Source organism: Lactobacillus pasteurii DSM 23907 = CRBIP 24.76 (assembly GCF_000297025.1).
Lineage (GTDB): Bacteria > Bacillota > Bacilli > Lactobacillales > Lactobacillaceae > Lactobacillus > Lactobacillus pasteurii.
In genome coordinates, this window is the sequence record NZ_CAKD01000020.1 from 64,615 (window position 1) to 89,980 (window position 25,366).

At 40.9% G+C, this 25,366-nt stretch carries 35 protein-coding genes; 34 read left to right on the forward strand and 1 reads right to left on the reverse strand.

Going from position 1 to position 25,366, the window contains the following annotated elements; translation table 11 throughout:
* Nucleotides 1-140: 140 nt before the first annotated feature.
* Entirely contained in the window at nt 141-3,773 is a 3,633-nt protein-coding gene (gene rpoB / locus BN53_RS04355; protein ID WP_194073736.1) for a DNA-directed RNA polymerase subunit beta, read from the forward strand.
* A gap of 16 nt (nt 3,774-3,789) precedes the next feature.
* On the forward strand, nt 3,790-7,461 hold the full coding sequence (rpoC, locus tag BN53_RS04360) for a DNA-directed RNA polymerase subunit beta' (protein ID WP_040537323.1): 3,672 nt from the start codon (nt 3,790-3,792) through the stop codon (nt 7,459-7,461).
* A gap of 59 nt (nt 7,462-7,520) precedes the next feature.
* Here rpoC and BN53_RS04365 read toward each other — a convergent pair whose 3' ends face one another.
* Nucleotides 7,521-8,228, reverse strand: a complete 708-nt coding sequence (locus tag BN53_RS04365) for a prepilin peptidase (RefSeq protein ID WP_009559705.1) — start codon at nt 8,226-8,228, stop codon at nt 7,521-7,523.
* A 185-nt stretch (nt 8,229-8,413) separates the two neighbouring features.
* Here BN53_RS04365 and rpsL point away from each other — a divergent pair, with 185 nt between their 5' ends.
* The 32 genes from rpsL to rplQ all read left to right on the forward strand — a co-directional run bounded on the left by rpsL (nt 8,414) and on the right by rplQ (nt 25,299).
* Entirely contained in the window at nt 8,414-8,821 is a 408-nt protein-coding gene (rpsL, locus tag BN53_RS04370) for a 30S ribosomal protein S12 (protein ID WP_009559706.1), read from the forward strand.
* Between the two features lie 15 nt (nt 8,822-8,836).
* On the forward strand, nt 8,837-9,307 hold the full coding sequence (rpsG, locus tag BN53_RS04375) for a 30S ribosomal protein S7 (protein ID WP_009559707.1): 471 nt from the start codon (nt 8,837-8,839) through the stop codon (nt 9,305-9,307).
* Between the two features lie 39 nt (nt 9,308-9,346).
* Nucleotides 9,347-11,443 carry an elongation factor G gene (gene fusA / locus BN53_RS04380; RefSeq protein ID WP_009559708.1) on the forward strand — a complete coding sequence of 699 codons (2,097 nt, stop codon included), beginning with the start codon at nt 9,347-9,349 and terminating at the stop codon, nt 11,441-11,443.
* Between the two features lie 304 nt (nt 11,444-11,747).
* Nucleotides 11,748-12,056, forward strand: coding sequence for a 30S ribosomal protein S10 (gene rpsJ, locus BN53_RS04385; RefSeq protein WP_009559709.1), 309 nt, complete (start codon nt 11,748-11,750; stop codon nt 12,054-12,056).
* 25 nt (nt 12,057-12,081) lie between these two features.
* Entirely contained in the window at nt 12,082-12,720 is a 639-nt protein-coding gene (rplC, locus tag BN53_RS04390) for a 50S ribosomal protein L3 (RefSeq protein WP_009559710.1), read from the forward strand.
* Nucleotides 12,721-12,734: 14 nt separating this feature from the next.
* Complete coding sequence (gene rplD, locus BN53_RS04395; RefSeq protein ID WP_009559711.1) at nt 12,735-13,352, forward strand: 50S ribosomal protein L4; 618 nt, start codon at nt 12,735-12,737, stop codon at nt 13,350-13,352.
* Nucleotides 13,352-13,657: a 50S ribosomal protein L23 gene (gene rplW, locus BN53_RS04400; protein ID WP_009559712.1), complete on the forward strand. Its 306-nt coding sequence runs from the start codon at nt 13,352-13,354 to the stop codon at nt 13,655-13,657. The genes rplD and rplW overlap by 1 nt, the downstream gene beginning before the upstream one ends.
* A gap of 15 nt (nt 13,658-13,672) precedes the next feature.
* A complete protein-coding gene (rplB, locus tag BN53_RS04405; RefSeq protein ID WP_009559713.1) occupies nt 13,673-14,509 on the forward strand; it encodes a 50S ribosomal protein L2 in 837 nt (278 codons plus the stop codon).
* An 18-nt stretch (nt 14,510-14,527) separates the two neighbouring features.
* Nucleotides 14,528-14,806, forward strand: a complete 279-nt coding sequence (rpsS, locus tag BN53_RS04410; RefSeq protein ID WP_009559714.1) for a 30S ribosomal protein S19 — start codon at nt 14,528-14,530, stop codon at nt 14,804-14,806.
* Between the two features lie 19 nt (nt 14,807-14,825).
* Nucleotides 14,826-15,179 (forward strand): 50S ribosomal protein L22, encoded by a 354-nt coding sequence (gene rplV, locus BN53_RS04415; RefSeq protein ID WP_009559715.1) that lies wholly within the window; start codon nt 14,826-14,828, stop codon nt 15,177-15,179.
* Between the two features lie 11 nt (nt 15,180-15,190).
* Nucleotides 15,191-15,862 carry a 30S ribosomal protein S3 gene (rpsC, locus tag BN53_RS04420; RefSeq protein WP_009559716.1) on the forward strand — a complete coding sequence of 224 codons (672 nt, stop codon included), beginning with the start codon at nt 15,191-15,193 and terminating at the stop codon, nt 15,860-15,862.
* Nucleotides 15,862-16,302, forward strand: a complete 441-nt coding sequence (rplP, locus tag BN53_RS04425) for a 50S ribosomal protein L16 (RefSeq protein WP_009559717.1) — start codon at nt 15,862-15,864, stop codon at nt 16,300-16,302. The genes rpsC and rplP overlap by 1 nt, the downstream gene beginning before the upstream one ends.
* Nucleotides 16,292-16,489 carry a 50S ribosomal protein L29 gene (rpmC, locus tag BN53_RS04430; protein ID WP_009559718.1) on the forward strand — a complete coding sequence of 66 codons (198 nt, stop codon included), beginning with the start codon at nt 16,292-16,294 and terminating at the stop codon, nt 16,487-16,489. Before rplP ends, rpmC begins: the two co-directional genes overlap by 11 nt.
* A gap of 18 nt (nt 16,490-16,507) precedes the next feature.
* Nucleotides 16,508-16,774 carry a 30S ribosomal protein S17 gene (gene rpsQ, locus BN53_RS04435; protein WP_009559720.1) on the forward strand — a complete coding sequence of 89 codons (267 nt, stop codon included), beginning with the start codon at nt 16,508-16,510 and terminating at the stop codon, nt 16,772-16,774.
* A gap of 33 nt (nt 16,775-16,807) precedes the next feature.
* Nucleotides 16,808-17,176 (forward strand): 50S ribosomal protein L14, encoded by a 369-nt coding sequence (gene rplN, locus BN53_RS04440; RefSeq protein WP_009559721.1) that lies wholly within the window; start codon nt 16,808-16,810, stop codon nt 17,174-17,176.
* 19 nt (nt 17,177-17,195) lie between these two features.
* Nucleotides 17,196-17,429: a 50S ribosomal protein L24 gene (rplX, locus tag BN53_RS04445; protein WP_009559722.1), complete on the forward strand. Its 234-nt coding sequence runs from the start codon at nt 17,196-17,198 to the stop codon at nt 17,427-17,429.
* Nucleotides 17,430-17,443: 14 nt separating this feature from the next.
* Nucleotides 17,444-17,986, forward strand: a complete 543-nt coding sequence (gene rplE, locus BN53_RS04450) for a 50S ribosomal protein L5 (protein WP_009559723.1) — start codon at nt 17,444-17,446, stop codon at nt 17,984-17,986.
* A gap of 12 nt (nt 17,987-17,998) precedes the next feature.
* Complete coding sequence (locus BN53_RS04455) at nt 17,999-18,184, forward strand: type Z 30S ribosomal protein S14 (RefSeq protein WP_008472657.1); 186 nt, start codon at nt 17,999-18,001, stop codon at nt 18,182-18,184.
* A gap of 24 nt (nt 18,185-18,208) precedes the next feature.
* Nucleotides 18,209-18,607 carry a 30S ribosomal protein S8 gene (gene rpsH / locus BN53_RS04460; RefSeq protein ID WP_009559724.1) on the forward strand — a complete coding sequence of 133 codons (399 nt, stop codon included), beginning with the start codon at nt 18,209-18,211 and terminating at the stop codon, nt 18,605-18,607.
* Between the two features lie 24 nt (nt 18,608-18,631).
* Nucleotides 18,632-19,162 (forward strand): 50S ribosomal protein L6, encoded by a 531-nt coding sequence (gene rplF, locus BN53_RS04465; protein ID WP_009559725.1) that lies wholly within the window; start codon nt 18,632-18,634, stop codon nt 19,160-19,162.
* A gap of 24 nt (nt 19,163-19,186) precedes the next feature.
* A complete protein-coding gene (gene rplR, locus BN53_RS04470; RefSeq protein WP_009559726.1) occupies nt 19,187-19,546 on the forward strand; it encodes a 50S ribosomal protein L18 in 360 nt (119 codons plus the stop codon).
* Nucleotides 19,547-19,563: 17 nt separating this feature from the next.
* Entirely contained in the window at nt 19,564-20,073 is a 510-nt protein-coding gene (rpsE, locus tag BN53_RS04475; protein ID WP_009559727.1) for a 30S ribosomal protein S5, read from the forward strand.
* Nucleotides 20,074-20,086: 13 nt separating this feature from the next.
* Nucleotides 20,087-20,272: a 50S ribosomal protein L30 gene (rpmD, locus tag BN53_RS04480; protein WP_009559728.1), complete on the forward strand. Its 186-nt coding sequence runs from the start codon at nt 20,087-20,089 to the stop codon at nt 20,270-20,272.
* Between the two features lie 23 nt (nt 20,273-20,295).
* Nucleotides 20,296-20,736, forward strand: coding sequence for a 50S ribosomal protein L15 (gene rplO / locus BN53_RS04485; RefSeq protein WP_009559729.1), 441 nt, complete (start codon nt 20,296-20,298; stop codon nt 20,734-20,736).
* Entirely contained in the window at nt 20,736-22,031 is a 1,296-nt protein-coding gene (secY, locus tag BN53_RS04490) for a preprotein translocase subunit SecY (RefSeq protein WP_009559730.1), read from the forward strand. The genes rplO and secY overlap by 1 nt, the downstream gene beginning before the upstream one ends.
* An 8-nt stretch (nt 22,032-22,039) precedes the next feature.
* Nucleotides 22,040-22,696, forward strand: a complete 657-nt coding sequence (locus BN53_RS04495) for an adenylate kinase (RefSeq protein WP_009559731.1) — start codon at nt 22,040-22,042, stop codon at nt 22,694-22,696.
* Nucleotides 22,697-22,767: 71 nt separating this feature from the next.
* Nucleotides 22,768-22,989 carry a translation initiation factor IF-1 gene (gene infA / locus BN53_RS04500; RefSeq protein ID WP_002878178.1) on the forward strand — a complete coding sequence of 74 codons (222 nt, stop codon included), beginning with the start codon at nt 22,768-22,770 and terminating at the stop codon, nt 22,987-22,989.
* A 14-nt stretch (nt 22,990-23,003) separates the two neighbouring features.
* Nucleotides 23,004-23,120: a 50S ribosomal protein L36 gene (gene rpmJ, locus BN53_RS04505; RefSeq protein WP_002878160.1), complete on the forward strand. Its 117-nt coding sequence runs from the start codon at nt 23,004-23,006 to the stop codon at nt 23,118-23,120.
* A 23-nt stretch (nt 23,121-23,143) separates the two neighbouring features.
* Nucleotides 23,144-23,494 carry a 30S ribosomal protein S13 gene (gene rpsM, locus BN53_RS04510; RefSeq protein ID WP_009559732.1) on the forward strand — a complete coding sequence of 117 codons (351 nt, stop codon included), beginning with the start codon at nt 23,144-23,146 and terminating at the stop codon, nt 23,492-23,494.
* A gap of 23 nt (nt 23,495-23,517) precedes the next feature.
* Nucleotides 23,518-23,901 (forward strand): 30S ribosomal protein S11, encoded by a 384-nt coding sequence (gene rpsK / locus BN53_RS04515; protein ID WP_004045557.1) that lies wholly within the window; start codon nt 23,518-23,520, stop codon nt 23,899-23,901.
* A 45-nt stretch (nt 23,902-23,946) separates the two neighbouring features.
* The gene (locus BN53_RS04520) at nt 23,947-24,885 is read left to right on the forward strand and encodes a DNA-directed RNA polymerase subunit alpha (RefSeq protein ID WP_009559733.1); all 939 of its coding nucleotides are present in this window, start codon (nt 23,947-23,949) and stop codon (nt 24,883-24,885) included.
* A gap of 30 nt (nt 24,886-24,915) precedes the next feature.
* Entirely contained in the window at nt 24,916-25,299 is a 384-nt protein-coding gene (rplQ, locus tag BN53_RS04525) for a 50S ribosomal protein L17 (RefSeq protein ID WP_009559734.1), read from the forward strand.
* The last annotated feature ends 67 nt before the right edge of the window (nt 25,300-25,366 follow it).

Below are 25,366 nucleotides of genomic sequence, written 5' to 3' on the forward strand. Positions count from 1 at the left end.
TTCAGAATTCTGCTGATCTATTGTCCAGCAGAATAATAAAGACAAAAATGACCAGGTCATTTTTGTCTTTTTTGTACTCAAAAATCCAGCTTTTGAAATTTGTAACACAAATGTAATATTTGCTTTCTCTAACAGAAAGGATGTTTTCCTTGTTAAACGGACATGTAGTTAATTATGGTAAGCATCGTACAAGACGTAGTTTTTCAAAGATTAAAGAAGTTTTGAAACTACCTAACTTGACCGATGTTCAAACACAATCATATCAATGGTTCCTTGATAAAGGTATCAAAGAAGTTTTCGATGACATTATGCCTATCGGCGACTTCTCAGGTAAGCTTTCATTAGAATATGTTGGCTACAAATTACAAAAGCCAAAATATACTGTAGATGAATCACGTGACCACGATGCAACTTATGCTGCACCTATGCACGTGACTTTGAAGTTGACCAACCAAGAAACTGGCGAAATCAAGACTCAAGATGTTTTCTTCGGTGATTTGCCTTTGATGACTGAATCAGGTTCATTCATTATCAACGGTGCCGAAAGAGTTATCGTTTCACAGTTAGTTAGATCACCTGGTGTTTACTATTCAGGCGAATTTGACAAAAATGGTCGTCAAACTTTTGGTGCCACTGTTATTCCTAACCGTGGTGCTTGGCTTGAATATGAAACTGATGCTAAGAATGTTTCCTACGTTCGCGTTGACCGTACTCGTAAGTTACCTTTGACTGTTTTGGTTAGAGCTATGGGTTTGGGTTCAGATGGCGAAATCTTGGATATGTTTGGCAAGAGCGACACTTTGCAATTCACTCTTGAAAAGGATGTTCACAAAAACCCAGCTGACTCACGCGTAGCTGAAGCTCTTAAGGACATTTACGAACGTTTGCGTCCAGGTGAACCAAAGACTACTGATACTTCTAGATCATTGCTTTACGCACGTTTCTTTGATCCACGTCGTTACGACTTAGCACCAGTTGGCCGTTACAAGATTAACAAGAAACTTTCACTTAAGAATCGTTTATACGGTCAAACCTTGGCAGAAACCTTGGCAGATCCAGATACTGGTGAAATTATTGTCAAGAAGGGTACTGTAGTTACTCATGAAATTATGGATACTTTGGAAAAGTATCTTGATCGTGATGACTTCAAGATGGTAACTTACGAACCATCAAGCGAAGCTGTTGTACCTGACCCAATTACAGTTCAAGAAATCAAGGTATTCTCAAAGGTTGATCCAGAAAGAGAAATCAAGTTGATTTCTAATGGTCACATCGGCGAAGACGTTAAGCACTTAACTCCAGCTGATGTTTTGGCTTCAATCAACTACTTCTTTGCTCTTCAAGATCAATTAGGCAACACTGATGACATCGACCACTTGGGTAACCGTCGTATTCGTCGTGTTGGTGAATTGCTTCAAAACCAATTCAGAATTGGTTTGGCTAGAATGGAACGTGTTGTACGCGAAAGAATGTCAATTCAAGACCCTACAACTGTAACTCCTCAACAATTGATCAACATTCGTCCAATTGTTGCCAGCTTGAAGGAATTCTTCGGTTCATCACAACTTTCACAGTTCATGGACCAACACAACCCACTCGGTGAATTGACTCACAAGCGTCGTATGTCAGCCCTTGGACCTGGTGGTTTGACTCGTGACCGTGCCGGTTATGAAGTTCGTGACGTTCACTATACTCACTATGGTCGTCTTTGTCCTATCGAAACTCCAGAAGGACCTAACATCGGTTTGATCAACTCACTTGCTTCATACGCAGTGATCAACAAGTATGGTTTTATTGAGACTCCATACCGCCGTGTTTCTTGGAAGACTCACAAGGTTACTGACAAGATCGACTACTTGACTGCCGATGTTGAAGATAACTACATCATCGCCGGTGCCAACACTCGTTTGAATCCAGATGGATCATTCAAGGACGACATTATCTTGGCTAGATTTAAGGAAGATAACGTCGAAGTTACTCCTGACAAGATCGACTACATGGACGTTATTCCAAAGCAAGTCGTTTCTGTTGCTTCAGCATGTATCCCATTCCTTGAAAACGACGACTCTAACCGTGCTTTGATGGGTGCCAACCAGCAACGTCAGGCTGCCCCACTTATCAACCCACACAGTTCATTAGTTGGTACTGGTATGGAATACCGTGCAGCCCACGACTCCGGTGATGCTTTGCTTGCTAAAGAAGCTGGTGTAGTTGAATACGTTGATGGTAACGAAATTAGAATTAGACGCGAAGATGGTACTTTAGATAAGTACGTACTTGAAAAGTACCGTCGTTCAAACAACTCTAAGTCATACAACCAAACTCCTAACGTTAAGCAAGGCGACAAGGTTGACGCAAGCGATGTAATTGCTAACGGTCCAACTATGAGCCATGGTGAATTGGCCTTAGGTCAAAACCCATTGATCGCCTTCATGACTTGGAACATGTACAACTTCGAAGACTCAATCATGTTGTCAGAACGTTTGGTAAAGGATGACGTTTACACTTCAATCAGTATTGAAGACTTCGAATCAGAAGCTCGTGACACTAAGCTTGGGCCTGAAGAAATCACTCGTGAACTTCCTAACGTTGGTGAAGATGCCCTTAAGGATCTTGACGCTGATGGTATTATCCGTATTGGTGCCGAAGTTCATGACGGTGATATCTTAGTTGGTAAGGTTACTCCAAAGGGTGTGACTGAATTATCAGCTGAAGAAAGATTATTGCACGCAATCTTTGGTGAAAAGGCTCGCGAAGTTCGTGATACTTCACTTCACGTACCACATGGTGGTGGCGGTATTGTTCAAGACGTTAAGGTTTACACTCGCGAAGGCGGAGATGAACTTGCTCCAGGTGTAAATACTATGGTTCGTGTTTACATCGCTCAAAAGAGAAAGATCCAAGTCGGTGACAAGATGTCTGGTCGTCACGGAAACAAGGGTACTGTAGCCGTTGTTATGCCTGAAGAAGATATGCCATTCTTGCCAGACGGTACTCCAGTTGATATCTGCTTGAACCCAATGGGTGTGCCTTCACGTATGAACATTGGACAGATTTTGGAATTGCACCTAGGTGCTGCTGCTCGTCAATTAGGTATCCACGTTGCTACTCCAGTATTCGATGGTGCCGATGAAAAGGATGTTTGGGACACTGTACACCAAGCTGGTATTGACCGCGATGGTAAGACTGTAATTTACGATGGACGTACCGGTGAACCATTCCACAACCGTGTTTCTGTTGGTGTCATGCACTACTTGAAGTTGACTCACATGGTTGATGACAAGATCCATGCACGTTCAATTGGGCCTTACTCATTGGTTACTCAACAACCTTTGGGTGGTAAGGCACAATTCGGTGGACAGCGTTTCGGTGAAATGGAAGTTTGGGCCCTTGAAGCATATGGTGCTGCTTACACCTTGCAAGAAATTTTGACTTACAAGTCAGATGACGTTGTTGGACGTGTAAGAGCTTATGAAGCTATTGTTAAGGGCGAAAGAATTCCTAAGCCAGGTGTTCCTGAATCATTCCGCGTTCTTGTTAAGGAATTGCAATCATTAGGATTGGATATCCGCGTGCTTGACATGAACAAGCAAGAAATTGAACTTCGCGATATGGACGATGACTCAAATGAACATTTGAACATCGATACTTTGTCACGAATGGCAGAAGAACAACAAAAGAAGAAGTTAGCCAAGGAAACTAGCGAAACAGTTGACGCCACTGAAACTGAAGAAGTTCCAGTAGATGACGCTGATGATAAGGTTTCAAAGTAAGTAGGGGGTTAAACTCTTGATCGACGTAAATAAGTTCGAAAGTATGCAGATTGGTCTTGCTTCACCTAACAAGATTAGAAGCTGGTCTTATGGTGAAGTTAAAAAACCAGAAACGATCAATTATCGTACTTTAAAACCAGAAAAAGATGGCTTATTTGATGAAAGAATTTTCGGACCAACTAAAGATTGGTCTTGTACTTGTGGTAAGTACAAGGGTGTAAGATACCGCGGTATCGTTTGTGACCGTTGTGGTGTTGAAGTTACTTCAGCCAAGGTAAGAAGAGAAAGAATGGGCCACATTGAATTGGCTGCCCCTGTAACTCATATTTGGTACTTCAAGGGAATTCCTTCAAGAATGGGTCTAGTATTAGATATTTCTCCAAGATTGCTTGAAGAAGTTATCTATTTTGCTGCTTATATTGTTATTGATGCTGGTGATACTGATCTTGAACCAAAGCAACTTTTAACTGAAGCAGAATACCGTGAACAAAAGCAAAAGTACGGCAATAGATTTGTTGCTAAGATGGGTGCTGAAGCTATCCGCGACTTATTGAGACAAGTAGATCTTGATAAGGAAGTTAAGGATTTGAAGCAAGAACTTCAATCAGCAACTGGTCAAAAGCGTACTCGTGCAATTAGAAGATTGGATATTTTGGATGCCTTCAGAAACTCAGGCAACAAGCCTGAATGGATGGTTATGGATGCTGTTCCAGTTATTCCACCAGACTTGCGTCCAATGGTTCAACTTGAAGGTGGCCGTTTTGCTACTTCAGACTTGAACGATTTGTACCGTAGAGTAATCAACCGTAACAATCGTTTGAAGAGATTGCTTGACTTAAATGCACCAAACATCATCGTTCAAAACGAAAAGAGAATGTTGCAAGAAGCTGTTGATGCCTTGATCGACAACGGTCGTCGTGGTCGTCCAGTTGTAGGACCAGGTAATCGTCCACTTAAGTCACTTTCACACATGCTTAAGGGTAAGCAGGGTCGTTTCCGTCAAAACCTTTTGGGTAAGCGTGTTGACTACTCAGGTCGTTCAGTTATCGACGTTTCACCTAAGTTGAAGCTTTACCAATGTGGTGTCCCACGTCCAATGGCTCTTGAATTGTTCAAGCCATTCGTAATGCACGAATTAGTTAAGCGCGGTATTGCATCTAACATCAAGAATGCTAAGCGTAAGATTGATCGTGAAGATGACGACATCTGGGATGTACTTGAAGATGTAATTAAGGAACGCCCAGTTCTTTTGAACAGAGCACCTACTCTTCACCGTTTGAGTATCCAAGCCTTTGAACCTGTTTTGGTTCCTGGTAAATCAATCAGATTGCATCCATTGACATGTGAAGCCTACAACGCCGACTTCGACGGTGACCAGATGGCCATTCACGTACCTTTGTCAGATGAAGCTGTTGCTGAATCAAGATTATTGATGCTTGCAGCTCACCACATTTTGGCACCTAAGGATGGTAAGCCAATCGTAACTCCTTCACAGGACGTCGTTTTGGGTAACTACTGGTTGACTCAAGCTGAACGCGGTCGTGAAGGCGAAGGCATGATCTTTACTTCACCTGCAGAAGCAACTGTAGCATATGAAAATGGCGACATTCACTACCACACCATTATTGGTATGGCTGCTGATTCAATGCCAGAAAAGTCATGGCCTAAGGGTTGCGAACACAAGATTTTCGTAACTACTTATGGTAAGATCGTCTTCAACCAAGTGTTCCCAGACGACTACTTCTACATTAACGAACCAACTGAAGCTAACTTGAACAATCCTTTGGATGAAAAGTACTTCTTGAAGGATGGAGAAGACATTCAATCTAAGATTGATGAAGTTGCTGATGACTTGATCGCAACTCCATTCAAGAGTGGTTTCTTGTCAGACTCAATCGCAACTATTTACAAGTACTACAAGGTACAAAGAACTTCAGAATACCTTGACGACTTGAAGCAATTGGGTTACGAAAGCTCTACTACTTCAGGTATCACTATCGGTATGATCGACGTTCCTGAAATTGCCGATAAGGATGAAAAGGTAGAAAAGGCCCACAAGCAAGTTGATGTTGTTTCTAAGCAATTTAGACGTGGTTTGATCACTGAACAAGAACGTCACGACCGAGTAATTAGCATTTGGAACGCATGTAAGGATGAAGTTCAAAATGAAATTGCTCAAATCTATGACCCAAGAAACCCAATCACTATCATGGCCGACTCCGGTGCCCGTGGTAACATCTCAAACTTTACTCAGTTAGCTGGTATGCGTGGTTTGATGGCCACTCCTAACGGTGGTTTGTTCGAAATTCCAGTTACCTCAAACTTTAAGGAAGGTTTGTCAGTATTGGAACTATTCATGTCAACTCACGGTGCTCGTAAGGGTATGACTGATACTGCCTTGAAGACTGCTCAGTCAGGTTACTTAACTCGTCGTTTGGTTGACGTTGCCCAAGACGTTATTATTCGTGAAGATGACTGTGGTACTGACCGTGGAATTACTGTTCACTCAATTATGGAAGGCGACGAATTGATCGAACCATTATTCGATCGTTTGCTTGGTCGTTTCACTGGCGAAACAGTTAAGGATCCAGCTACAGGCGAAGTTATCGTTGGTAGAAATGTAATGATGGACGAAAATCTTGCCCACAAGATCGTTGATGCTGGCGTAACTCACGTTAAGATTAGATCAATCCTTACTTGTGACACTCCACACGGTGTTTGCCGCAAGTGTTATGGTATGAACTTGGCAACTGGTGAAGAAGTTGAAGTTGGTGAAGCAGTTGGTACTGTTGCTGCTCAATCAATCGGTGAACCTGGTACTCAGCTTACTTTGAGAACTTTCCACAACGGTGGTGTTGCCGGTGCCGAAGATATTACTCAGGGTCTTCCTCGTGTTCAAGAATTGTTCGAAGCACGTAACCCTAAGGGTCGTGCTACTATCTCAGAAGTTGATGGTATCGTAGATTCAATCCAAGAAAACCCAGCAGACCACACTAGAGAAATTACCATTAAGGGTAAGATCGATGAAAGAACTTATAGCGTTGCTTACACTGCATCTGTTGCAGTTAGCGAAGGCGATGAAGTTCGTCGTGGTGACAAGTTGACTTTGGGTTCTGTTGACCCTAAGGAATTGATCCAAGTTACTGATACTTTGACTACTGAAAAGTACATCCTTGCCGAAGTTCAAAAGGCTTATAGAATGCAGGGTGTAGACATTTCCGATAAGCACGTTGAAGTATTGACTCGTCAAATGTTGCAAAAGGTCCGCGTACTTGATCCAGGTGAAACTGACATCTTGCCAGGTGAAATCATGGATATCGGTCAATTTAGAGACCGCAACAAACAAGTAATTATTTCTGGAGGAATCCCAGCAACTGCTCAAAGCATTATCTTGGGTATTACTAAGGCTGCCCTTGAAACTAACAGTTTCTTGTCAGCTGCTTCATTCCAGGAAACTACTCGTGTTCTTACTGATGCATCTATTAGAGGTAAGAACGATCCATTACTCGGTCTTAAGGAAAACGTCATTATCGGTAAGATTATTCCTGCTGGTACTGGTATGCCTGTTTACAGAAACATGGAGCCAAAGGCAGACGTTGATCCTAAGAAGGTTGAACAAAATAACAAGTCAGTTTACTCAATCGCCGACATTGAAAAGCAAATGAAGGACGAAGAACCTGCAAAGTAAATTTGACAATTTAATCTGTTAGAGAAAGAAAAACTCGGAAAAATTTCCGAGTTTTTTCTTTAGTTGATAATTTGAAATAGTTGATAATTATTAAACAAAATTGTCGCAGCATAAATATATGGGACAAAAGGAAGAGCTTGATGGCTCTTCTTTTTTGTTATCGGAAAAACTACCAAACATAAAATGCAGGCAAGCAGCATGATGAGATTGGCGCTTTGCGCTGAAAAAAATCCGACCAGCAGCAAATAGATTAATAAATCGCCTTCTCCAAGCTTTTCTTTTTTGATCATTAGCCCAAAAGCTATTATCATTGGCAGAAAATTCAATAAGCTCAAACTATCGAGCTTTAAGGGGAAAAGCAGGCGCTTGCCGATTAATGCAAGCAGCGGACAAAATAATAGGTAAATTGGAAATTCTTGCTCAAAATAATCGAATAGGCTGATTATCAAAAGAAAAAATAATAAAATTGCCAAAAAGTAGCTATTGATTTTACTAAAATCTAGCAAAACAAAAGAAAATCCTCCGATTAATTCAATCAGTAGATGCTCCGCAGAAATTTTTGTCTGGCAATAATGGCATTTTCCTCTCAAATAGAGATAGGAAATAATTGGCAAAGTATCCCAGAATCTCAGCTGCTTTTTGCAAGCAAAACAATAGGATCGCGATAAGATTAGCTGATAATTGTCGATCTGCAGGCGATTGAATACCAAATTGGCGTGTGAAGCTACACAAGCTCCAATAAAAAAGTTGCTTAAGTAATAAATCATAAAAAGTCCTCCTATATATTAGATACGCAAAAAAAGCGCATTTTTATTTTTTAAGACAAAAAAATATTGGATTTTTTGGAAAAAGGGTGTAAACTAACTCTTGTATGTTTTGAACAAGATGTTCGTGAGAAAAAAGAAACTCCCGGATGTGTGAACAAAATAATTATTTTTAGGAGGAAAATTTAATGCCAACCATTAACCAATTGGTAAGAAAAGGCCGTCATTCAAAGACTACTAAATCAAAGTCACCAGCTTTGAACTACGGTTACAACAGTATGAAGAAGGAATTAGTGCTTAACCCAGCACCACAAATGCGTGGAGTTGCTACTCGTGTAGGTACTATGACCCCTAAGAAGCCTAACTCAGCTTTGCGTAAGTATGCTCGTGTTCGTCTTTCAAACTTGATCGAAGTTACTGCATACATTCCAGGTGAAGGCCACAACCTTCAAGAACACTCAGTTGTTTTGATCCGTGGTGGTCGTGTAAAGGACCTTCCTGGTGTACGTTACCACATTATCCGTGGTGCGCTTGATACTGCTGGTGTTGATGGCAGAAAGCAAGCACGTTCTAAGTACGGTACTAAGAAAGGTTAAAGGAGGATTTAAATAATGCCTAGAAAAGGTCACGTAGCTAAGAGAGACGTTTTAGCAGATCCAGTTTACAACTCAAAGCTTGTTACTAAGTTGATTAACCACTTGATGCTTGACGGTAAGAAGGCAAAGGCTTCAACTATTCTTTACGACGCTTTTGACATCGTTAAGGAAAAGACTGGTAAGGAACCTCTTGACGTATTTGAAGAAGCAATGAACAACATTATGCCAGTATTGGAAGTTAGAGCTCGTCGTATCGGTGGTTCTAACTACCAAATCCCAGTTGAAGTTCGTCCTGAAAGAAGAACTACTTTGGGCTTAAGATGGCTTGTATCATACGCTCGTTTACGTAATGAACACACCATGGATGAACGTTTAGCTAATGAAATCATCGACGCTTCAAACAACACTGGTTCAGCAGTTAAGAAGCGTGAAGATGTACACCGTATGGCAGAAGCTAACCGTGCATTTGCACACTACCGCTTCTAATAGTCAGTTGCTGGTTTTATTTTAAGGAGAGAATAATCTATGGCTAACAAACGTGAATTTCCATTAGAAAAGACACGTAACATCGGTATCATGGCCCACATCGATGCGGGTAAGACTACCACTACTGAACGTATCCTTTACTACACTGGTAAGATCCACAAGATTGGTGAAACTCACGAAGGTGATTCACAAATGGACTGGATGGAAGAAGAAAAGGAACGTGGTATCACTATTACTTCTGCAGCCACTACTGCCCAATGGAATGACTACAGAATTAACATCATCGATACCCCAGGACACGTTGACTTCACTATCGAAGTAGAACGTTCACTTCGTGTTCTTGATGGTGCCGTAACTGTTTTGGACGCACAATCCGGTGTTGAACCACAAACTGAAAACGTATGGCGTCAAGCTGAAACTTACGGTGTTCCAAGAATTGTTTTCGTTAACAAGATGGACAAGATCGGTGCAAACTTCGACTTCTCAGTTAAGACTTTGCACGAAAGATTAAACGCTAACGCTCACGCAGTTCAAATGCCTATCGGTGCTGAAGATCAATTTGAAGGTGTTATCGACTTGATCGACATGGTTGCCGACGTTTACGACGAAGACAAGTTGGGTGCTAAGTGGGAAACTATTCCAGTTCCTGAAGAATACAAGGCTGACGCTGAAGCTCGTCGTGCAGAATTGATCGAAGCTGTTGCTGACGTTGATGACGACATCATGGAAAAATACCTTGGTGGTGAAGAAATCAGCAATGAAGAATTGAAGAAGGCTATCCGTAAGGCTACCTTGCAACTTAAGTTCTTCCCAGTATTCGCTGGTTCTGCCTTCAAGAACAAGGGTGTTCAAATGATGCTTGACGGTGTTGTTGACTACTTGCCATCACCATTAGACGTTAAGCCATACGTTGCTCACGAACCAAAGACTGGTGAAGAAGTTGAATTGCTTGCAGATGACAAGAAGCCATTTGCTGCTTTGGCATTCAAGATTGCTACTGACCCATTCGTAGGTCGTTTGACTTTCATTCGTGTCTACACTGGTTCATTACAATCTGGTTCATACGTGTTGAACGCTTCAAAGAACAGTCGTGAACGTGTTGGTCGTTTGCTTCAAATGCACGCCAACTCAAGAACTGAAATCCCAGAAGTCTTCTCAGGTGATATCGCTGGTGCCATCGGTTTGAAGAATACTACTACTGGTGACTCATTGACTGATCCAGACCACCCACTTATTTTGGAAAGTTTGCAAGTTCCAGATCCAGTTATCCAAGTTTCTGTTGAACCTAAGTCAAAGGCTGACCGTGATAAGATGGACGTTGCTTTGCAAAAGCTTACTGAAGAAGACCCAACTTTCAAGGCTGAAACTAACCCTGAAACTGGTCAAACTTTGATCGCCGGAATGGGTGAACTTCACCTTGACATCATGGTTGAAAGAATGAAGCGTGAATTTAACGTTGAAGCTGAAATCGGTCAACCACAAGTTGCTTACCGTGAAACCTTCACCAAGGCTACTCAAGCTCAAGGTAAGTTCGTTCGTCAATCTGGTGGTAAGGGTCAATACGGTGACGTATGGATTGAATTTACTCCTAACGAAGAAGGTAAGGGTTACGAATTTGAAGATGCCATCGTTGGTGGTGTTGTTCCTCGTGAATACATTCCTTCAGTAGATCAAGGTTTACAAGAAGCTATGCAAAATGGTGTTCTTGCAGGTTACCCATTGATCGACGTTAAGGCTAAGCTTTACGATGGTAGTTACCACGAAGTCGACTCATCAGAAGCTGCCTTCAAGGTTGCTGCTTCACTTGCCTTAAGAAACGCTGCTCCTAAGGCTGGCGCTGTAATTCTTGAACCAATCATGAAAGTTCAAGTTATTACTCCAGAAGAATACTTGGGTGATGTAATGGGTTCAGTTACTGCACGTCGTGGTAACATGGAAGGTATGGAAGACCGTTCAGGTGCTAAGGTATTGAATGCTATGGTTCCACTTGCTGAAATGTTTGGTTACGCAACTACTTTGCGTTCATCAACTCAAGGTCGTGGTACTTTCACTATGGTATTTGACCACTACGCACCAACTCCTAAGTCAATCCAAGAAGAAATTATTAAGAAGCGCGGCGGAAACAACGCTGAATAATTAATAATTTAAATAAATAAAGAAGCGACTCGATGATTAATCGGGTCGCTTTTTTTGTAGCAAATTACGAAAACATTTTCAAAAATTTTTTTTGAGAAACAGTAGTGAAACGCTTGATATTTCTAGCAAGAGCAAGTATACTAGTCTTTGTGCATTTGGGCAGGATATTGCTCTAGCACTTGTTTTTTGTTGTAAGCTTTGATGCAAAAGGTTGCGGCACACCAGGCTGCATTGCCACAGTGGCGAGCCGGGAATTTTTGCTGAGCTAGTCATCTTTTAAAGAAGACGCCAAGGAGGTAATTTAATGGCAAGTCAATCAATTCGTATTAGACTTAAGTCATACGAACACGGTATTCTCGATGAATCCGCTGCTAAGATCGTAGCTAGCGCTAAGAGAACTGGTGCAGAAATCTCAGGTCCAGTTCCTCTTCCAACTGAAAGAACTTTGTTTACTGTTCTTCGTTCACCACACAAGAACAAGGACTCACGTGAACAATTCGAAATGCGTACTCACAAGCGCTTAATCGACATTTTGAATCCAACTCCAAAGACTGTTGATTCATTAATGAAGCTTGATCTACCAAGCGGTGTAGACATCGAAATCAAATTATAATTTATAGATAGAAAGAGGTGTAAACATGACCAAAGGAATCTTAGGAAGAAAAGTTGGTATGACTCAAATCTTCACTAAAGATGGTATCCTTGTTCCAGTAACTGTTATTGAAGCAACTCCTAACGTTGTTATGCAAGTTAAGACTGTTGAATCAGACGGTTACGAAGCAGTTCAATTGGGTTACCAAGACAAGCGTGAAGTATTGAGCAACAAACCAGAAAAAGGTCATGCTGATAAGGCTAAGACTTCACCTAAGCGCTTCATTCGGGAAATCCGCGGTGTTGAGCTTAGTGAATACGAAGTAGGCTCAGAAGTTACTGTGGATACATTTAAGGAAGGTGACGTCGTAGACGTTACTGGTACTACAAGAGGTCATGGATACCAAGGTAACATTAAGCGTTGGGGCCAATCAAGAGGACCAGAAACTCACGGTTCAAGATACCACAGAATTCCTGGTTCAATGGGCTCAATCATTAACCGTGTACCAAAGGGCAAGAAGTTGCCAGGACACATGGGTGTAAAGCAAGTTACCATTGAAAACCTAGTAATTGAAAAAGTTGTAGCTGATAAGAACGTATTGATGGTTAAGGGTAACGTACCAGGTGCTAAGAACTCATTGATCGTTGTTAAATCTGCAGCTAAGGCTGTAGAAGCTGATAAGTAGGAAGGAGGACTAGAATGGCTAATTTAAAGGTTATCGATCAAAACGGTAAGGACTCTGGTGAAATTACCTTAAACGATAAGGTTTTCGGTATTGAACCTAACGAAAACGTTGTTTTCGATGCAATCATCAGACAAAGAGCTGGCAAGCGTCAAGGTACTTCAAAGGTTAAGAATAGATCTGCTGTTCGCGGTGGTGGTAAAAAGCCTTGGAGACAAAAAGGTACTGGTCGTGCTCGTCAAGGTTCTATCAGAGCTCCACAATGGCGTGGCGGTGGTATCGTATTTGGACCAACTCCACGTTCATACGCTTACTCAATGCCAAGAAAGCAACGTCGTTTGGCTATTAAGTCAGTTCTTTCCCAAAAGTTAATTGACGAAGACTTAATCGTTTTAGACAAGTTGACTATGTCAGCTCCTAAGACTAAGGAATTTGTTTCATTATTGGCTAGTTTAAATGTTGAAGGTAAGGTTTTGGTTGTTTCAGATGACAAGAACGTACAACTTTCAGCAAGAAACTTACCAAAGGTTAAGGTTGTTCCAGTTAATGGATTAAATGTTGAAGATGCCGTTAACTACCAGAAGTTAATCTTAACTCAAGATGCTGTTAAGAAGATTGAGGAGGTTTTGGCTTAATGGATGCACGCGATATCATTTTAAGACCTGTCATTACTGAAAAGTCTACGAACTTAATGGATGATAAGAAGTACACTTTCGACGTGCTTTTAACTGCAACCAAGACTCAAGTTCGCAACGCAGTTGAAGAAATCTTCGATGTCAAGGTTAAGAGCGTTAACATTATGAACGTTCGTGGCAAGGACAAGCGAGTAGGTCGCTACTTCGGTAAGACTGCTCGTCGTAGAAAGGCAATTGTTACTTTAACTAACGATTCAAACGACATCAAGATTTTCGATACTCAAGATAACACTGAAGAAAAGTAATAGGAGGTCAGTCAATTGGCTATTAAGATTTACAAGCCAACCACAAATGGTCGCCGTAATATGACTTCTTCCGACTTTGCTGAGATTACTAAGAGCAAACCAGAACGTACTTTGCTTGAATCACAATCACACACTGCAGGTCGTAACTCATACGGTCATATTACTATTAGACACCGTGGTGGTGGTCACAAGCAAAAATACCGTATCATCGACTTTAAGCGTAACAAGGATGATGTAAAGGCAGTTGTTAAGGCAATCGAATACGATCCAAACAGAACTGCTAACATCGCTTTACTTCACTACACTGACGGTATTAAAGCTTACATTTTAGCACCTAAGGGTCTTGAAGTAGGTACTGTAATTGAATCTGGTGAAAACGTAGATATCAAGCCAGGTAACGCTTTACCATTGAAGAACATTCCTACTGGTACTGAAATTCACAACATCGAATTAAGACCAGGCAAGGGTGGCCAACTTGTAAGAAGTGCTGGTGCATCTGCTCAAGTTTTAGGTTTTGATGGTGATTACGCATTAGTAAGATTGCAAAGTGGTGAAGTTCGTAAGATCTTAGCTGCTTGCCGTGCAACTATCGGTACTGTTGGTAACGAACAACACTCATTGATCCAATTGGGTAAGGCCGGTAGAAAGCGTTGGTTGGGCAAGCGTCCACAATCACGTGGTTCTGTAATGAACCCTAACGATCACCCACACGGTGGTGGTGAAGGTAAGGCTCCTGTTGGTCGTCCACAACCTATGACTCCTTGGGGTAAGAAGGCTCGTGGTATCAAGACTAGAAATGTCAAGAAGGCTAGCGAGAAGTTAATTATTCGTCACCGTAAGGGTAGCAAGTAATAGAAGGAGGGTTAATTAATGAGCCGTAGTATTAAAAAAGGTCCTTTTGCTGATGCTTCACTATTGAAGAAGGTTGATGCACAACAAGAAGCTGAAAAGAAGCAAGTCATTAAGACTTGGTCACGTCGTTCAACTATTTTCCCTTCCTTTGTTGGTTTGACTATAGCTGTTTACGATGGTAGAAAGCATGTCCCAGTTTATGTTACTGAAGACATGGTTGGTCACAAGCTTGGTGAGTTTGTTCCAACTAGAACTTTCCGTGGTCACAAGGCTGACGACAAGGCAACTGGTAAATAGAGGAAGGAGAAACATCTAAATGGCAGAACAAATTAGTTCAGCTATGGCTGAAGCAAGAACTGTTCGTATCGCTCCAAGAAAAGCACGTTTGGTTATTGACTTAATCCGTGGCAAGAGCGTTGCAGAAGCATTAGCAATCTTACAATTTACGCCTAAAGCTGCTTCCCCAATCGTTGAAAAGGTTTTACGTTCAGCTATTGCTAACGCAGAACACAACTACGATCTTGAAAGTGCAAACCTTTACGTTTCAGAAGCATACGTAAACGAAGGTGCTACTTTGAAGAGATTCCGTCCACGCGCTAAGGGTATGGCTTCTCCAATTAACAAGAGAACAAGTCACGTAGTTGTTGTAGTTTCAGAAAAGAACGATTAGGAGGTATATTAATGGGTCAAAAGATCAACCCAAATGGTTTCCGTCTTGGCGTTATCCGCGGATGGGAATCAAAATGGTATGCTGACAGAGGATACAAGGAAACTTTGAATGAAGACCTTCGCGTAAGAAAGTTCATTTCAGAAAAGTTGAAGGATGCTTCAGTATCAACTGTTGAAATCGAACGTGCTGCTAACAGAATCAACGTTTCAATCCATACTTCAAAGCCAGGTATGGTTATTGGTAAGGGTGGTTCTGAAGTTGAAGCTTTAAGAAAGCAATTGAGCAACTTAACCAACAAGCAAGTTCACATTAACATTGTAGAAATTAAGAAGCCAGATCTTGATGCAGAATTAGTTGCTGATAGTATCGCTCGTCAATTGGAAGCTCGTGTAGCCTTCAGACGTGCTATGCGTCAAGCTACTCAAAGATCAATGCGTGCTGGAGCTAAGGGTATCAAGGTACAAGTTTCAGGTCGTTTGAACGGTGCCGACATGGCAAGAAGAGAATGGCACACTGAAGGACGTGTTCCATTACAAACATTAAGAGCTGACATTGATTACACTTGGTTGAACGCATTCACTACTTATGGTGAAATTGGTGTTCAAGTATGGGTAAACCGTGGTGAAATCTTACCTAGCCGTAAGAGTAAGCCTTCTAAACCAGCGAGAGGAGGAAACAAATAATGCCTTTAGTACCAAAACGAGTAAAACACCGTCGTGAATTCCGTGGTAAGATGCGTGGTGCTGCTAAAGGTGGTAAGACCGTAGCCTTTGGTGAATACGGCTTACAAGCCCTCGAATCACACTGGATTTCAAACCGTCAAATTGAAGCTGCCCGTGTTGCAATGACTCGTTACATGAAGCGTGGCGGTAAGGTTTGGATTAGAATTTTCCCACAAAAGTCATACACTGCTAAAGGTGTTGGTGTACGTATGGGTTCCGGTAAGGGTGCACCAGCAGGTTGGGTAGCAGTAGTTAAGAGAGAAAAGGTTATGTTCGAAATTGGTGGCGTATCTGAAGAAGTAGCTCGCGAAGCTTTAAGACTTGCTTCAACTAAGTTACCAATCAAGACTAAATTTGTAACTAGAAGTTCGGAAGTAGGTGGCAATTCTAATGAAGGCTAAAGATATCAGAGCATTAACCACTGATCAAATGTTAGAAAAGGAAAAGCAATACAAGGAAGAACTCTTCAACTTGCGTTTCCAACAAGCAACGGGTCAATTAGAAAATACCGCTCGCTTAAGAAAAGTCCGTAAGAACATCGCTAGAATTAAGACAATCCTTAGCGAAAAGGCTTTAGAAGAGAATTAATGGAAGGGAGCTATTAACTTGAGCGAATCAAACGAAAGAAATCGTCGTCACGTATATCAAGGTCGTGTAGTTTCTGACAAGATGGACAAGACAATCACTGTCGTTGTTGATACTTACAAGAACCACCCTGTTTATAACAAGCGTTTTAAATACTCAAAGAAGTTTTACGCACAAGACGAAAATAACGAAGCTAAAGTTGGCGATACTGTTCGTATCATGGAAACCCGTCCATTATCTCGTACAAAGCGTTTCCGTTTAGTTAAGATTGTTAAGAGATCTGTTTAGTTTTAACGGATTTCTCGAGGGGAGGATTATACAGTGATTCAAAACGAATCTCGTTTAAAAGTTGCTGATAACTCTGGTGCAAGAGAACTTTTGGTTATTAGAGTTTTAGGCGGTTCAAAGCGTAAAACTGGTAACATTGGTGACATTGTAGTAGCTACTGTTAAGCAAGCAACACCAGGTGGCGTTGTCAAAAAGGGTGACGTCGTAAAAGCAGTTATTGTTAGAACAAAATCAGGTGCACGTCGTGAAGATGGTTCATACATCAAATTTGACGAAAATGCCGGCGTAATTATCAACGCTGACAAGAGCCCACGTGGTACTCGTATCTTTGGGCCAGTTGCACGTGAGTTGCGTGAGAACGACTTTATGAAGATCGTTTCTCTTGCTCCAGAAGTCTTATAATTGTTAGTGAGGTGCACTGATGTTTGTTAAAACTGGTGACAAAGTAAAAGTTATTGCCGGAAAAGAAAAGGGCAAAGAAGGTACTGTTTTATCTGTAGATGTTAAGAAGAACCGTGTTGTGGTTAAGGGTCTTAACAAGATTAAGAAACACCAAAAGCCTTCACAAGCCAACGCAAATGGTGGTGTAGTTGAACTTGAAGGTTCAATCCACGCATCAAACGTTAAGGTTATTTCTAAGGCTGAAAAGAACTAGGAAGGAGGACGCAAATGGCAAGTATTTTAGAACAAGAATACAAGGAAAAGGTTATGCCTGCACTTCAAGAAAAGTTTGACTACAAGTCAGTAATGCAGGTTCCAAAGATTGAAAAGATCGTCTTGAACATGGGTGTTGGTGACGCTGTTTCCAACGCTAAGAACTTAGACGAAGCTGTTGAAGAATTAAGCTTGATCTCAGGTCAAAAGCCATTGATTACTAAAGCTAAGAAGTCAATCGCTAACTTCCGTTTACGTGAAGGTATGTCAATCGGTGCTAAGGTTACTCTTAGAGGAGACAAGATGTACGACTTCTTGTACAAGTTAATCAACGTTTCTCTTCCTCGTGTTCGTGACTTCCGTGGTGTTTCAAGTCGTTCATTTGATGGACGTGGTAATTACACTTTGGGTGTCAAGGAACAATTGATTTTCCCTGAAATCGATTTTGATAAGGTGAACCGTACTAGAGGTTTGGACATCGTTATTGTTACTACTGCTAACACTGACGAAGAAGCTCGTGAACTTCTAGGTCAATTCGGTATGCCATTTACTAAATAATGGAGGACATTAATGGCTAAAACATCATTAAAAATTAAGAATCGTCGTCCTGCTAAGTTCTCTTCACGTGAATATACACGTTGTGAGAGATGTGGTCGTCCACATTCCGTATACCGTAAATTCGGCCTTTGCCGTATTTGCTTAAAGGATTTAGCTCACAAGGGTCAAATTCCTGGTCTTAAAAAGGCTAGTTGGTAGGATACGGTTAGGAGGATAGCATAAATGGTTATGACAGATCCAATCGCAGATTACTTAACTAGAATCAGAAATGCTAACATTGCAAAGCATGATTCAGTTGAAATTCCTGCGTCAAATATTAAGAAGTCAATTTCTGAAATTTTAAAGCGTGAAGGCTTTATTCGTGATTACGAAGTTGCTGATGACAACAAGCAAGGCGTTATTAAGATTTTCTTGAAATTCGGTCCTAACGGCGAACGCGTAATTTCAGGCCTTAAGCGTATTTCAAAGCCAGGTCTTAGAAACTACGTAAGCGCTGAAGAATTACCAAAGGTTCTTAACGGACTTGGTATTGCCATCGTTTCAACTTCTGCAGGTGTTATTACCGATAAAGAAGCAAGACAAAAGGGTATCGGTGGCGAAGTTATTGCTTACATTTGGTAATACTGACAGAAAGGAGAAAATTCAATGAGCCGTATCGGTTTTAAGACTATTGAAGTACCTGACAGTGTTACTGTTACCAAGGAAGGCGACAACATCACTGTTAAGGGCCCTAAGGGTGAATTAACTAGACATTTTGATCCAAAGATCAAGTTTGAACAAAAGGATGGAGAAATTACTGTTTCTCGTTCAAGTGAAAGCGACAAAGCTCTTCACGGAACTTCAAGAGCAAACTTGGCAAATATGATCGAAGGTGTAGTTAACGGCTACAAGAAGACTTTGAAGTTAATCGGTGTTGGTTACCGTGCTCAAGCTCAAGGTAGCAAGCTTACTTTGAACGTTGGTTACTCACACCCTGTTGTTTTAACTGCTCCAGAAGGCGTAACTGTTAAAACTCCTTCAGCAACTGATGTTGAAGTTGAAGGTATTTCAAAGCAAGATGTTGGTCAATTCGCTGCTGAAATCCGTGCTGTACGTTCACCTGAACCATACAAGGGTAAGGGTATTCGTTACACTGACGAAAACGTACGTCGCAAGGAAGGTAAGACAGGTAAGTAATAAATAATTTTTTGAGGTGAAATTGTGATTTCTAAACCAGATAAAAACAAATTACGCTTAAAGCGTCATAAACGTATTCGTGGTAAAATTTCTGGTACCGCTGAGCGCCCACGCTTAAGTATTTTCCGCTCTAACAAAAACATCTACGCTCAATTAATTGATGACGTAGCGGGTGTAACGCTTGCAAGTGCCTCAACTTTGGACAGTTCTGTTTCATCAGAAGGAACCAAAGTAGAACAAGCTCAAGCTGTTGGTAAGGCTATTGCTGAAGCAGCTAAGGCTAAGAACATTACAAACGTTGTATTCGATAGAAGTGGTTACTTATACCACGGCCGTATTTCAGCTTTGGCAGATGCCGCACGTGAAAACGGATTAGTATTCTAGGAAAGGAGAATTAACAGATGGCAAACCACAACGATTCTCGCAACAATCGCAAGAACAAGGACGATATCGAAGATCAATTAGTCGCTGTCAACCGTATTACTAAGGTTGTAAAAGGTGGACGTCGGATGAGATTTGCTGCCCTTGTTGTCGTTGGTGACAAGAAAGGCCGTGTAGGTTTCGGTACTGGTAAGGCTCAAGAAGTCCCAGAAGCAATCCGTAAGGCTGTTGAAGACGGTAAGAAGAACATGATCAGTGTAGCAACTGTAGGAACTACTATTCCTCACGAAGTAATTGGTCATTACGGTTCAGGTAACATTTTATTGAAGCCTGCCGAAGCTGGTTCAGGTGTTGCTGCTGGTGGTGCCGTTCGTATCGTTATGGATATGGCAGGTATCGCAGACGTTACTTCAAAGTCACTTGGTTCAAACACTCCAATCAACGTAGTTCGTGCAACTATTGATGGTTTGAAGAAACTTAAGACTAGTGAAGAAGTAAGTAAACTTCGTCAAATCGAGAGCTTAGATTAGGGAGATATTTAAAATGACTGATTTAAAAGTTACTTTAATTAGAAGTGCTGCACACCGTCTACCTAACCAAAAGAAGATCGTTAAGGCTCTTGGTTTAGGCAGAGTTAACAGTAGTGCAGTTCTTCCAGACAACGCTGCTACTCGTGGCGCATTATTGAAGATTGCTCACTTGATCTCTGTTGAAGAGATTAATAAATAATTTTTGAGGAGGTGCTGAAGTAAATGAAGCTTCATGAATTACATGCTGCTGAAGGATCACGTCGTTCAAGAAAACGTGTAGGTCGTGGTACCTCAAGTGGTTACGGTAAAACTTCTGGCCGTGGTCAAAAGGGTCAATTAGCTCGTCAAGGTGGCCACACTCGTTTGGGCTTTGAAGGTGGTCAAATGCCATTGTTCAGAACTATGCCAAAGCGTGGTTTTAAGAACATTAACCGTAAGGAATACTCCGTTGTAAACTTGAGCGATTTGAACAAGTTTGCTGATGGAAGCGAAGTAACAATCGAAAGCCTAAAGGAAAACGGCTTAATCAAGAAAGAATTATCAGGCGTAAAATTGCTTGCTAAAGGTGAATTGAAGGTTAAGTTAACTGTTAAGGTTAACAAGGTTTCCGCAGCTGCTAAGGAAGCAGTTGAAGCTGCTGGCGGAACTGTTGAGGTGATCTAATGTTTTCAACCTTGAAGAACGCCTTTAAGGATAAAGAAATCAGAAATAAAATCTGGTTTACACTCTTTATCCTTTTGCTTTATCGGATCGGTTCTAATATTACTGTTCCTGGTGTAAATGCAAAGGCGATCACTCAAGTTGCGCAAACTGGACTAGTCCCAATGCTGGATACAGTAACCGGTGGTGGACTTGATAATTATTCTATTTTCTCATTAGGTGTTTCTCCTTACATTACCGCACAAATCGTTATTCAACTGCTACAGATGGATATCGTTCCAACTTTGGTTGAGTGGGGTAAGCAAGGTGAGGTTGGTCGGCGAAAGACTAATCAAGTTACTCGTTGGCTAACATTGGTGATTGCTTTTGTTCAAAGTATCGGAATTACATTAGGTTTCAACGCTTTGACACAAATGGGATTGGTTAAGAACCAAACGCCACAAACTTATATTGAAATTGCCATTATCATGACTGGTGGAACAATGTTATTAAACTGGCTTGGTGATGAGATTACCGACAAAGGTTTAGGTAACGGAGTTTCGGTTATTATCTTTGCCGGAATAATCGCTCGTTTCCCAGCAGGAATGTGGCAAATTTATAATGAAGAAATTATCAATACCAGCGCAAGCGATCGTTGGCAAGGTATTTTGTTCTTCATTGCAGTGATAGTTGCGATTTTAATTGTTGTGCAACTTGTCACTTGGGTTGAGCAAGCTGATCGTCGCATACCTATTCAATACACTAGAAGAGCGACAATTAGTGGTTCTGAAAGTTTTCTACCATTGAAAGTTAACGTATCAGGAGTTATCCCTGTTATCTTTGCCAGTTCATTCATTATTACACCGGCAACTATTTTAATGGCCTTTCAGAGAACACAAGGTGACCAGCAATGGTATAAAGTGATGACTAACATCTTTAGTATGCAAACAACTCCTGGTGTTATCATTTACACTCTTTTAATTATTTTATTTACATTCTTCTACGCTTTCGTTCAGGTTAACCCAGAGAAGCTAGCAGAAAACTTACAAAAACAGGGTGCATACATTCCTAGCGTATGGCCAGGGAAAGATACTCAGGATTATGTTTCAAAACTATTAATTAGACTATCGACCGTAGGGTCTGTTTTCTTAGGTTTGGTTGCACTTTTACCACAGTTAGCAACTAACATCTGGGATCTTCCTAGTTCAATTGGATTAGGTGGAACTAGTTTGTTGATTGTTATTGGAGTTGTCTTGGAACTTTCTCGCCAAATCAACGGTTTGTTGATGAAGAGAGAATATGTAGGATTCATCAGATAGGAACGAATATGATTAACTTAATTCTTTTAGGTTTGCCGGGTGCGGGCAAAGGAACAGCATCAGAAAAAATTGTTGATAAATATCACCTAACTCATATTTCAACTGGGGATATGTTTAGGGAAGCTATGGCTAACCAAACTAAGGTTGGTCTTGAAGCTAAGAGTTATATCGATAAGGGTAACTTGGTACCAGACGAAGTTACTGCTAAGTTAGTTGAGGAACGTTTATCTCAACCTGATATTAAAGAAGGTTTTATTTTAGACGGATTTCCTAGAACTACTAACCAAGCAGAATTGTTGGATGGTATTACTGAACGCTTGAATAAACCTTTGACTAGCGTAATTTCTCTTGAAGTTGCAGAAGAAACATTAGTTGAACGTTTATCAGCCCGCTTCATGTGTAAAGATTGTGGCGCTACTTACAACAAGTTAACCAAGAAGCCTAAGGTTGAAGGTACTTGTGATCGTTGTGGTGGACATGATTTCTATCAACGTGAAGATGACAAGCCAGAAGTAGTTAAGAATCGTCTTGAAGTTAATGAAAAGATGAATGCACCTTTGAAAGACTTTTACGAAAAGAAAGGTTTGTTAACTGTAATTAATGGTGAACAAACTCCGGAAAAAGTTTTTGAGGATGTTGATGCGGTTTTAAGTAAGAACAAGTAGATCATTCTTGTATATTTATTTTTCCGTGTTATAATTTCAAAGTATGACTGTTTAATTGCGGAGGAACAACTTTGGCAAAAGATGATGTCATTGAAGTAGAAGGTAAGGTAGTTGATACCTTACCTAATGCTATGTTTAAAGTTGAATTGGAGAATGGAGCAACTATTTTAGCTCATGTATCTGGTAAGATTAGAATGCACTACATTCGTATCCTTCCAGGTGATCGTGTAACAGTGGAACTTTCTCCATATGATTTAACTAAAGGTAGAATTACGTATCGTTTTATTAAGTAATAACGGAGGGAAACATGAAGGTTAGACCATCTGTTAAACCAATGTGTGAACATTGTAAAGTTATCAAGAGACATGGCCGTGTTATGGTTATTTGCCCTGCAAATCCTAAGCACAAGCAACGTCAAGGTTAATAAAGAAATAGGAGGTGCAATAAATGGCACGTATTGCTGGTGTTGACTTACCAAGAGATAAGCGAGTTGTTGTCGCTTTAACATATATTTATGGTATCGGTGAACCAACTGCTAAGAAAATTTGTGAAGCTGCAGGTGTTTCCGAAGATATTCGTTCAAGAGATTTAACTCCTGAAGATCAAGAAAAGCTTCGTGCAGAAGTTGATAAGTACCGTGTTGAAGGTGATTTGCGTCGTCAAATCAGCATGAACATTAAGCGTTTAGTTGATATTGGTTCATACCGTGGTATTCGTCACCGTCGTGGACTTCCAGTTCGCGGTCAAAATACTAAGAATAACGCTCGTACCCGTAAGGGTTCTAAGAGAAGTCGTTAATTGATTTTTAAGGAGGTTTATTGATGCCTAAAACAGCACGCAAGCGTCGTGTGAAGAAGCATGTCGAAAGTGGCGTTGCTCACATTCACTCTACGTTTAATAACACTTTAGTCATGATTACTGACGTTCAAGGTAACGCAGTTGCTTGGTCTTCAGCTGGTGCATTGGGCTTTAAGGGTAGCCGTAAGTCTACTCCATTTGCAGCTCAAATGGCTGCAGAAGCTGCAGCTAAGAGTGCTATGGACCAAGGTATGAAGCATGTAGAAGTTTCTGTTAAGGGTCCTGGTGCTGGTCGTGAATCTGCAATTAGATCACTTCAAGCAACTGGTCTTGAAATTACTGCAATTCGTGACGTTACTCCAGTTCCCCACAATGGTTCTAGACCACCAAAACGTCGTCGTGTTTAATTTTGTCCTTAATGTGGGACGTAACGTTTTGAAAGGGGCCTAGTAATGATTGAATTTGAAAAACCAAATATTACCGTTGTTGAACAAGAAGATTCTTACGGTAAATTTGTTGTAGAGCCACTAGAACGAGGCTTTGGTACAACTTTAGGTAACTCTCTACGTAGAGTATTACTTACATCTATTCCTGGTACTGGACTTGTTTACGTTCAAATCGATGGCGTTTTACACGAGTTCTCAACAGTTCCTGGTGTTCGTGAAGATGTAACCAAGATTATTCTTAACTTAAAGAAACTTGAATTGAAGTCTCTTTCAGATGAACAAAAGGTTATTGAATTGGACGTCGAAGGACCAGCTACAGTAACTGCTGATGATCTTAAGGTCGATTCAGATGTTCAAGTCTTAAATCCAGATCAATATATTTGTACCATTGCTGAAGGTGGACACTTGCACATGCAAATCGCCGTGAAGAATGGTCGCGGTTATGTTGCTGCAAGTGACAATAAGAGTGATGACATGCCAATTGGTGTTATTCCAGTTGATTCTCTATTCTCACCAATCAAGAAGGTTAACTACCAAGTTGAATCTACTCGTGTTGGTAAGAGAGATGATTTTGACAAGCTCACTTTTGAGATTTGGACAGACGGTTCAATCAAGCCTAATGACGCCCTTAGCTTCGCTGCTAAAATCTTGGTAGAACACTTCAAGGTCTTTGAATCTGCTGATGCAAATGCTAAGTTCAGCGAAGTAATGGTGGAAAAGGAAGACGACAAGAAAGAAAAGAGACTCGAGATGACTATCGAAGAGTTAGATCTTTCAGTTCGTTCATACAACTGCCTTAAGCGTGCAGGAATTAATACTCTTCAAGAATTGACTGATAAGTCAGAAGCAGATATGATGCGTGTACGCAATTTAGGGCGTAAATCATTGGAAGAAGTTAAAAATAAATTGTCAGATTTGGGTCTTTCACTTCGTCAAGAAGACTAATCCAAAGAGACAAATAAAGGAGGCAAACTCATGGCATACCGTAAATTAGGTCGCGATAGTGCACATAGAAAAGCAATGCTTAGAGAAATGACTACCCAATTAATCATTAACGAACGCATTGTTACTACAGAAACTCGTGCAAAGGAAATCCGCAAAACTACTGAAAAGATGATCACTTTAGGTAAGCGCGGTGACTTGGCTGCTAGAAGACAAGCTGCTCGTTTTGTACGTAACGAAATTGCTGATGTTCGCGAAGAAGGCGAATCAGTTGTTGTTAAGTCAGCATTGCAAAAGCTTTTCAGTGACATTGCTCCTCGTTACAAGGACCGTAATGGTGGCTACACTAGAATTATGAAGTTAGCTACTGCACGTAAGGGTGACGGTGCTCCTATGGTAATTATTGAATTAGTATAATTCAAGCCATAACTTAATAGCTATTAAGAATTATCCATGAAAGTGAGAATAAGCGTGATGATGATGG

Excerpts from the sequence above, each read along its gene's own strand:
- rpsS (WP_009559714.1), top strand. The coding sequence starts at position 14,528 with ATGAGCCGTAGTATTAAAAAAGGTCCTTTTGCTGATGCTTCACTATTG.
- rpsJ (WP_009559709.1), top strand. The coding sequence starts at position 11,748 with ATGGCAAGTCAATCAATTCGTATTAGACTTAAGTCATACGAACACGGT.
- rpsC (WP_009559716.1), top strand. The coding sequence starts at position 15,191 with ATGGGTCAAAAGATCAACCCAAATGGTTTCCGTCTTGGCGTTATCCGC.
- BN53_RS04365 (WP_009559705.1), bottom strand. The coding sequence starts at position 8,228 with ATGATTTATTACTTAAGCAACTTTTTTATTGGAGCTTGTGTAGCTTCA.
- fusA (WP_009559708.1), top strand. The coding sequence starts at position 9,347 with ATGGCTAACAAACGTGAATTTCCATTAGAAAAGACACGTAACATCGGT.
- rplQ (WP_009559734.1), top strand. The coding sequence starts at position 24,916 with ATGGCATACCGTAAATTAGGTCGCGATAGTGCACATAGAAAAGCAATG.
- BN53_RS04455 (WP_008472657.1), top strand. The coding sequence starts at position 17,999 with ATGGCTAAAACATCATTAAAAATTAAGAATCGTCGTCCTGCTAAGTTC.
- rplF (WP_009559725.1), top strand. The coding sequence starts at position 18,632 with ATGAGCCGTATCGGTTTTAAGACTATTGAAGTACCTGACAGTGTTACT.
- rplD (WP_009559711.1), top strand. The coding sequence starts at position 12,735 with ATGGCTAATTTAAAGGTTATCGATCAAAACGGTAAGGACTCTGGTGAA.
- rplO (WP_009559729.1), top strand. The coding sequence starts at position 20,296 with ATGAAGCTTCATGAATTACATGCTGCTGAAGGATCACGTCGTTCAAGA.
- rpmD (WP_009559728.1), top strand. The coding sequence starts at position 20,087 with ATGACTGATTTAAAAGTTACTTTAATTAGAAGTGCTGCACACCGTCTA.
- rplC (WP_009559710.1), top strand. The coding sequence starts at position 12,082 with ATGACCAAAGGAATCTTAGGAAGAAAAGTTGGTATGACTCAAATCTTC.
- rpsK (WP_004045557.1), top strand. The coding sequence starts at position 23,518 with ATGCCTAAAACAGCACGCAAGCGTCGTGTGAAGAAGCATGTCGAAAGT.
- rplX (WP_009559722.1), top strand. The coding sequence starts at position 17,196 with ATGTTTGTTAAAACTGGTGACAAAGTAAAAGTTATTGCCGGAAAAGAA.
- rpsM (WP_009559732.1), top strand. The coding sequence starts at position 23,144 with ATGGCACGTATTGCTGGTGTTGACTTACCAAGAGATAAGCGAGTTGTT.
- rplV (WP_009559715.1), top strand. The coding sequence starts at position 14,826 with ATGGCAGAACAAATTAGTTCAGCTATGGCTGAAGCAAGAACTGTTCGT.
- BN53_RS04495 (WP_009559731.1), top strand. The coding sequence starts at position 22,040 with ATGATTAACTTAATTCTTTTAGGTTTGCCGGGTGCGGGCAAAGGAACA.
- rpmC (WP_009559718.1), top strand. The coding sequence starts at position 16,292 with ATGAAGGCTAAAGATATCAGAGCATTAACCACTGATCAAATGTTAGAA.
- rpmJ (WP_002878160.1), top strand. The coding sequence starts at position 23,004 with ATGAAGGTTAGACCATCTGTTAAACCAATGTGTGAACATTGTAAAGTT.
- BN53_RS04520 (WP_009559733.1), top strand. The coding sequence starts at position 23,947 with ATGATTGAATTTGAAAAACCAAATATTACCGTTGTTGAACAAGAAGAT.
- rplE (WP_009559723.1), top strand. The coding sequence starts at position 17,444 with ATGGCAAGTATTTTAGAACAAGAATACAAGGAAAAGGTTATGCCTGCA.
- secY (WP_009559730.1), top strand. The coding sequence starts at position 20,736 with ATGTTTTCAACCTTGAAGAACGCCTTTAAGGATAAAGAAATCAGAAAT.
- rpoB (WP_194073736.1), top strand. The coding sequence starts at position 141 with ATGTTTTCCTTGTTAAACGGACATGTAGTTAATTATGGTAAGCATCGT.
- rpsG (WP_009559707.1), top strand. The coding sequence starts at position 8,837 with ATGCCTAGAAAAGGTCACGTAGCTAAGAGAGACGTTTTAGCAGATCCA.
- rpsL (WP_009559706.1), top strand. The coding sequence starts at position 8,414 with ATGCCAACCATTAACCAATTGGTAAGAAAAGGCCGTCATTCAAAGACT.
- rplW (WP_009559712.1), top strand. The coding sequence starts at position 13,352 with ATGGATGCACGCGATATCATTTTAAGACCTGTCATTACTGAAAAGTCT.
- rpsE (WP_009559727.1), top strand. The coding sequence starts at position 19,564 with ATGGCAAACCACAACGATTCTCGCAACAATCGCAAGAACAAGGACGAT.
- rpsH (WP_009559724.1), top strand. The coding sequence starts at position 18,209 with ATGGTTATGACAGATCCAATCGCAGATTACTTAACTAGAATCAGAAAT.
- rplP (WP_009559717.1), top strand. The coding sequence starts at position 15,862 with ATGCCTTTAGTACCAAAACGAGTAAAACACCGTCGTGAATTCCGTGGT.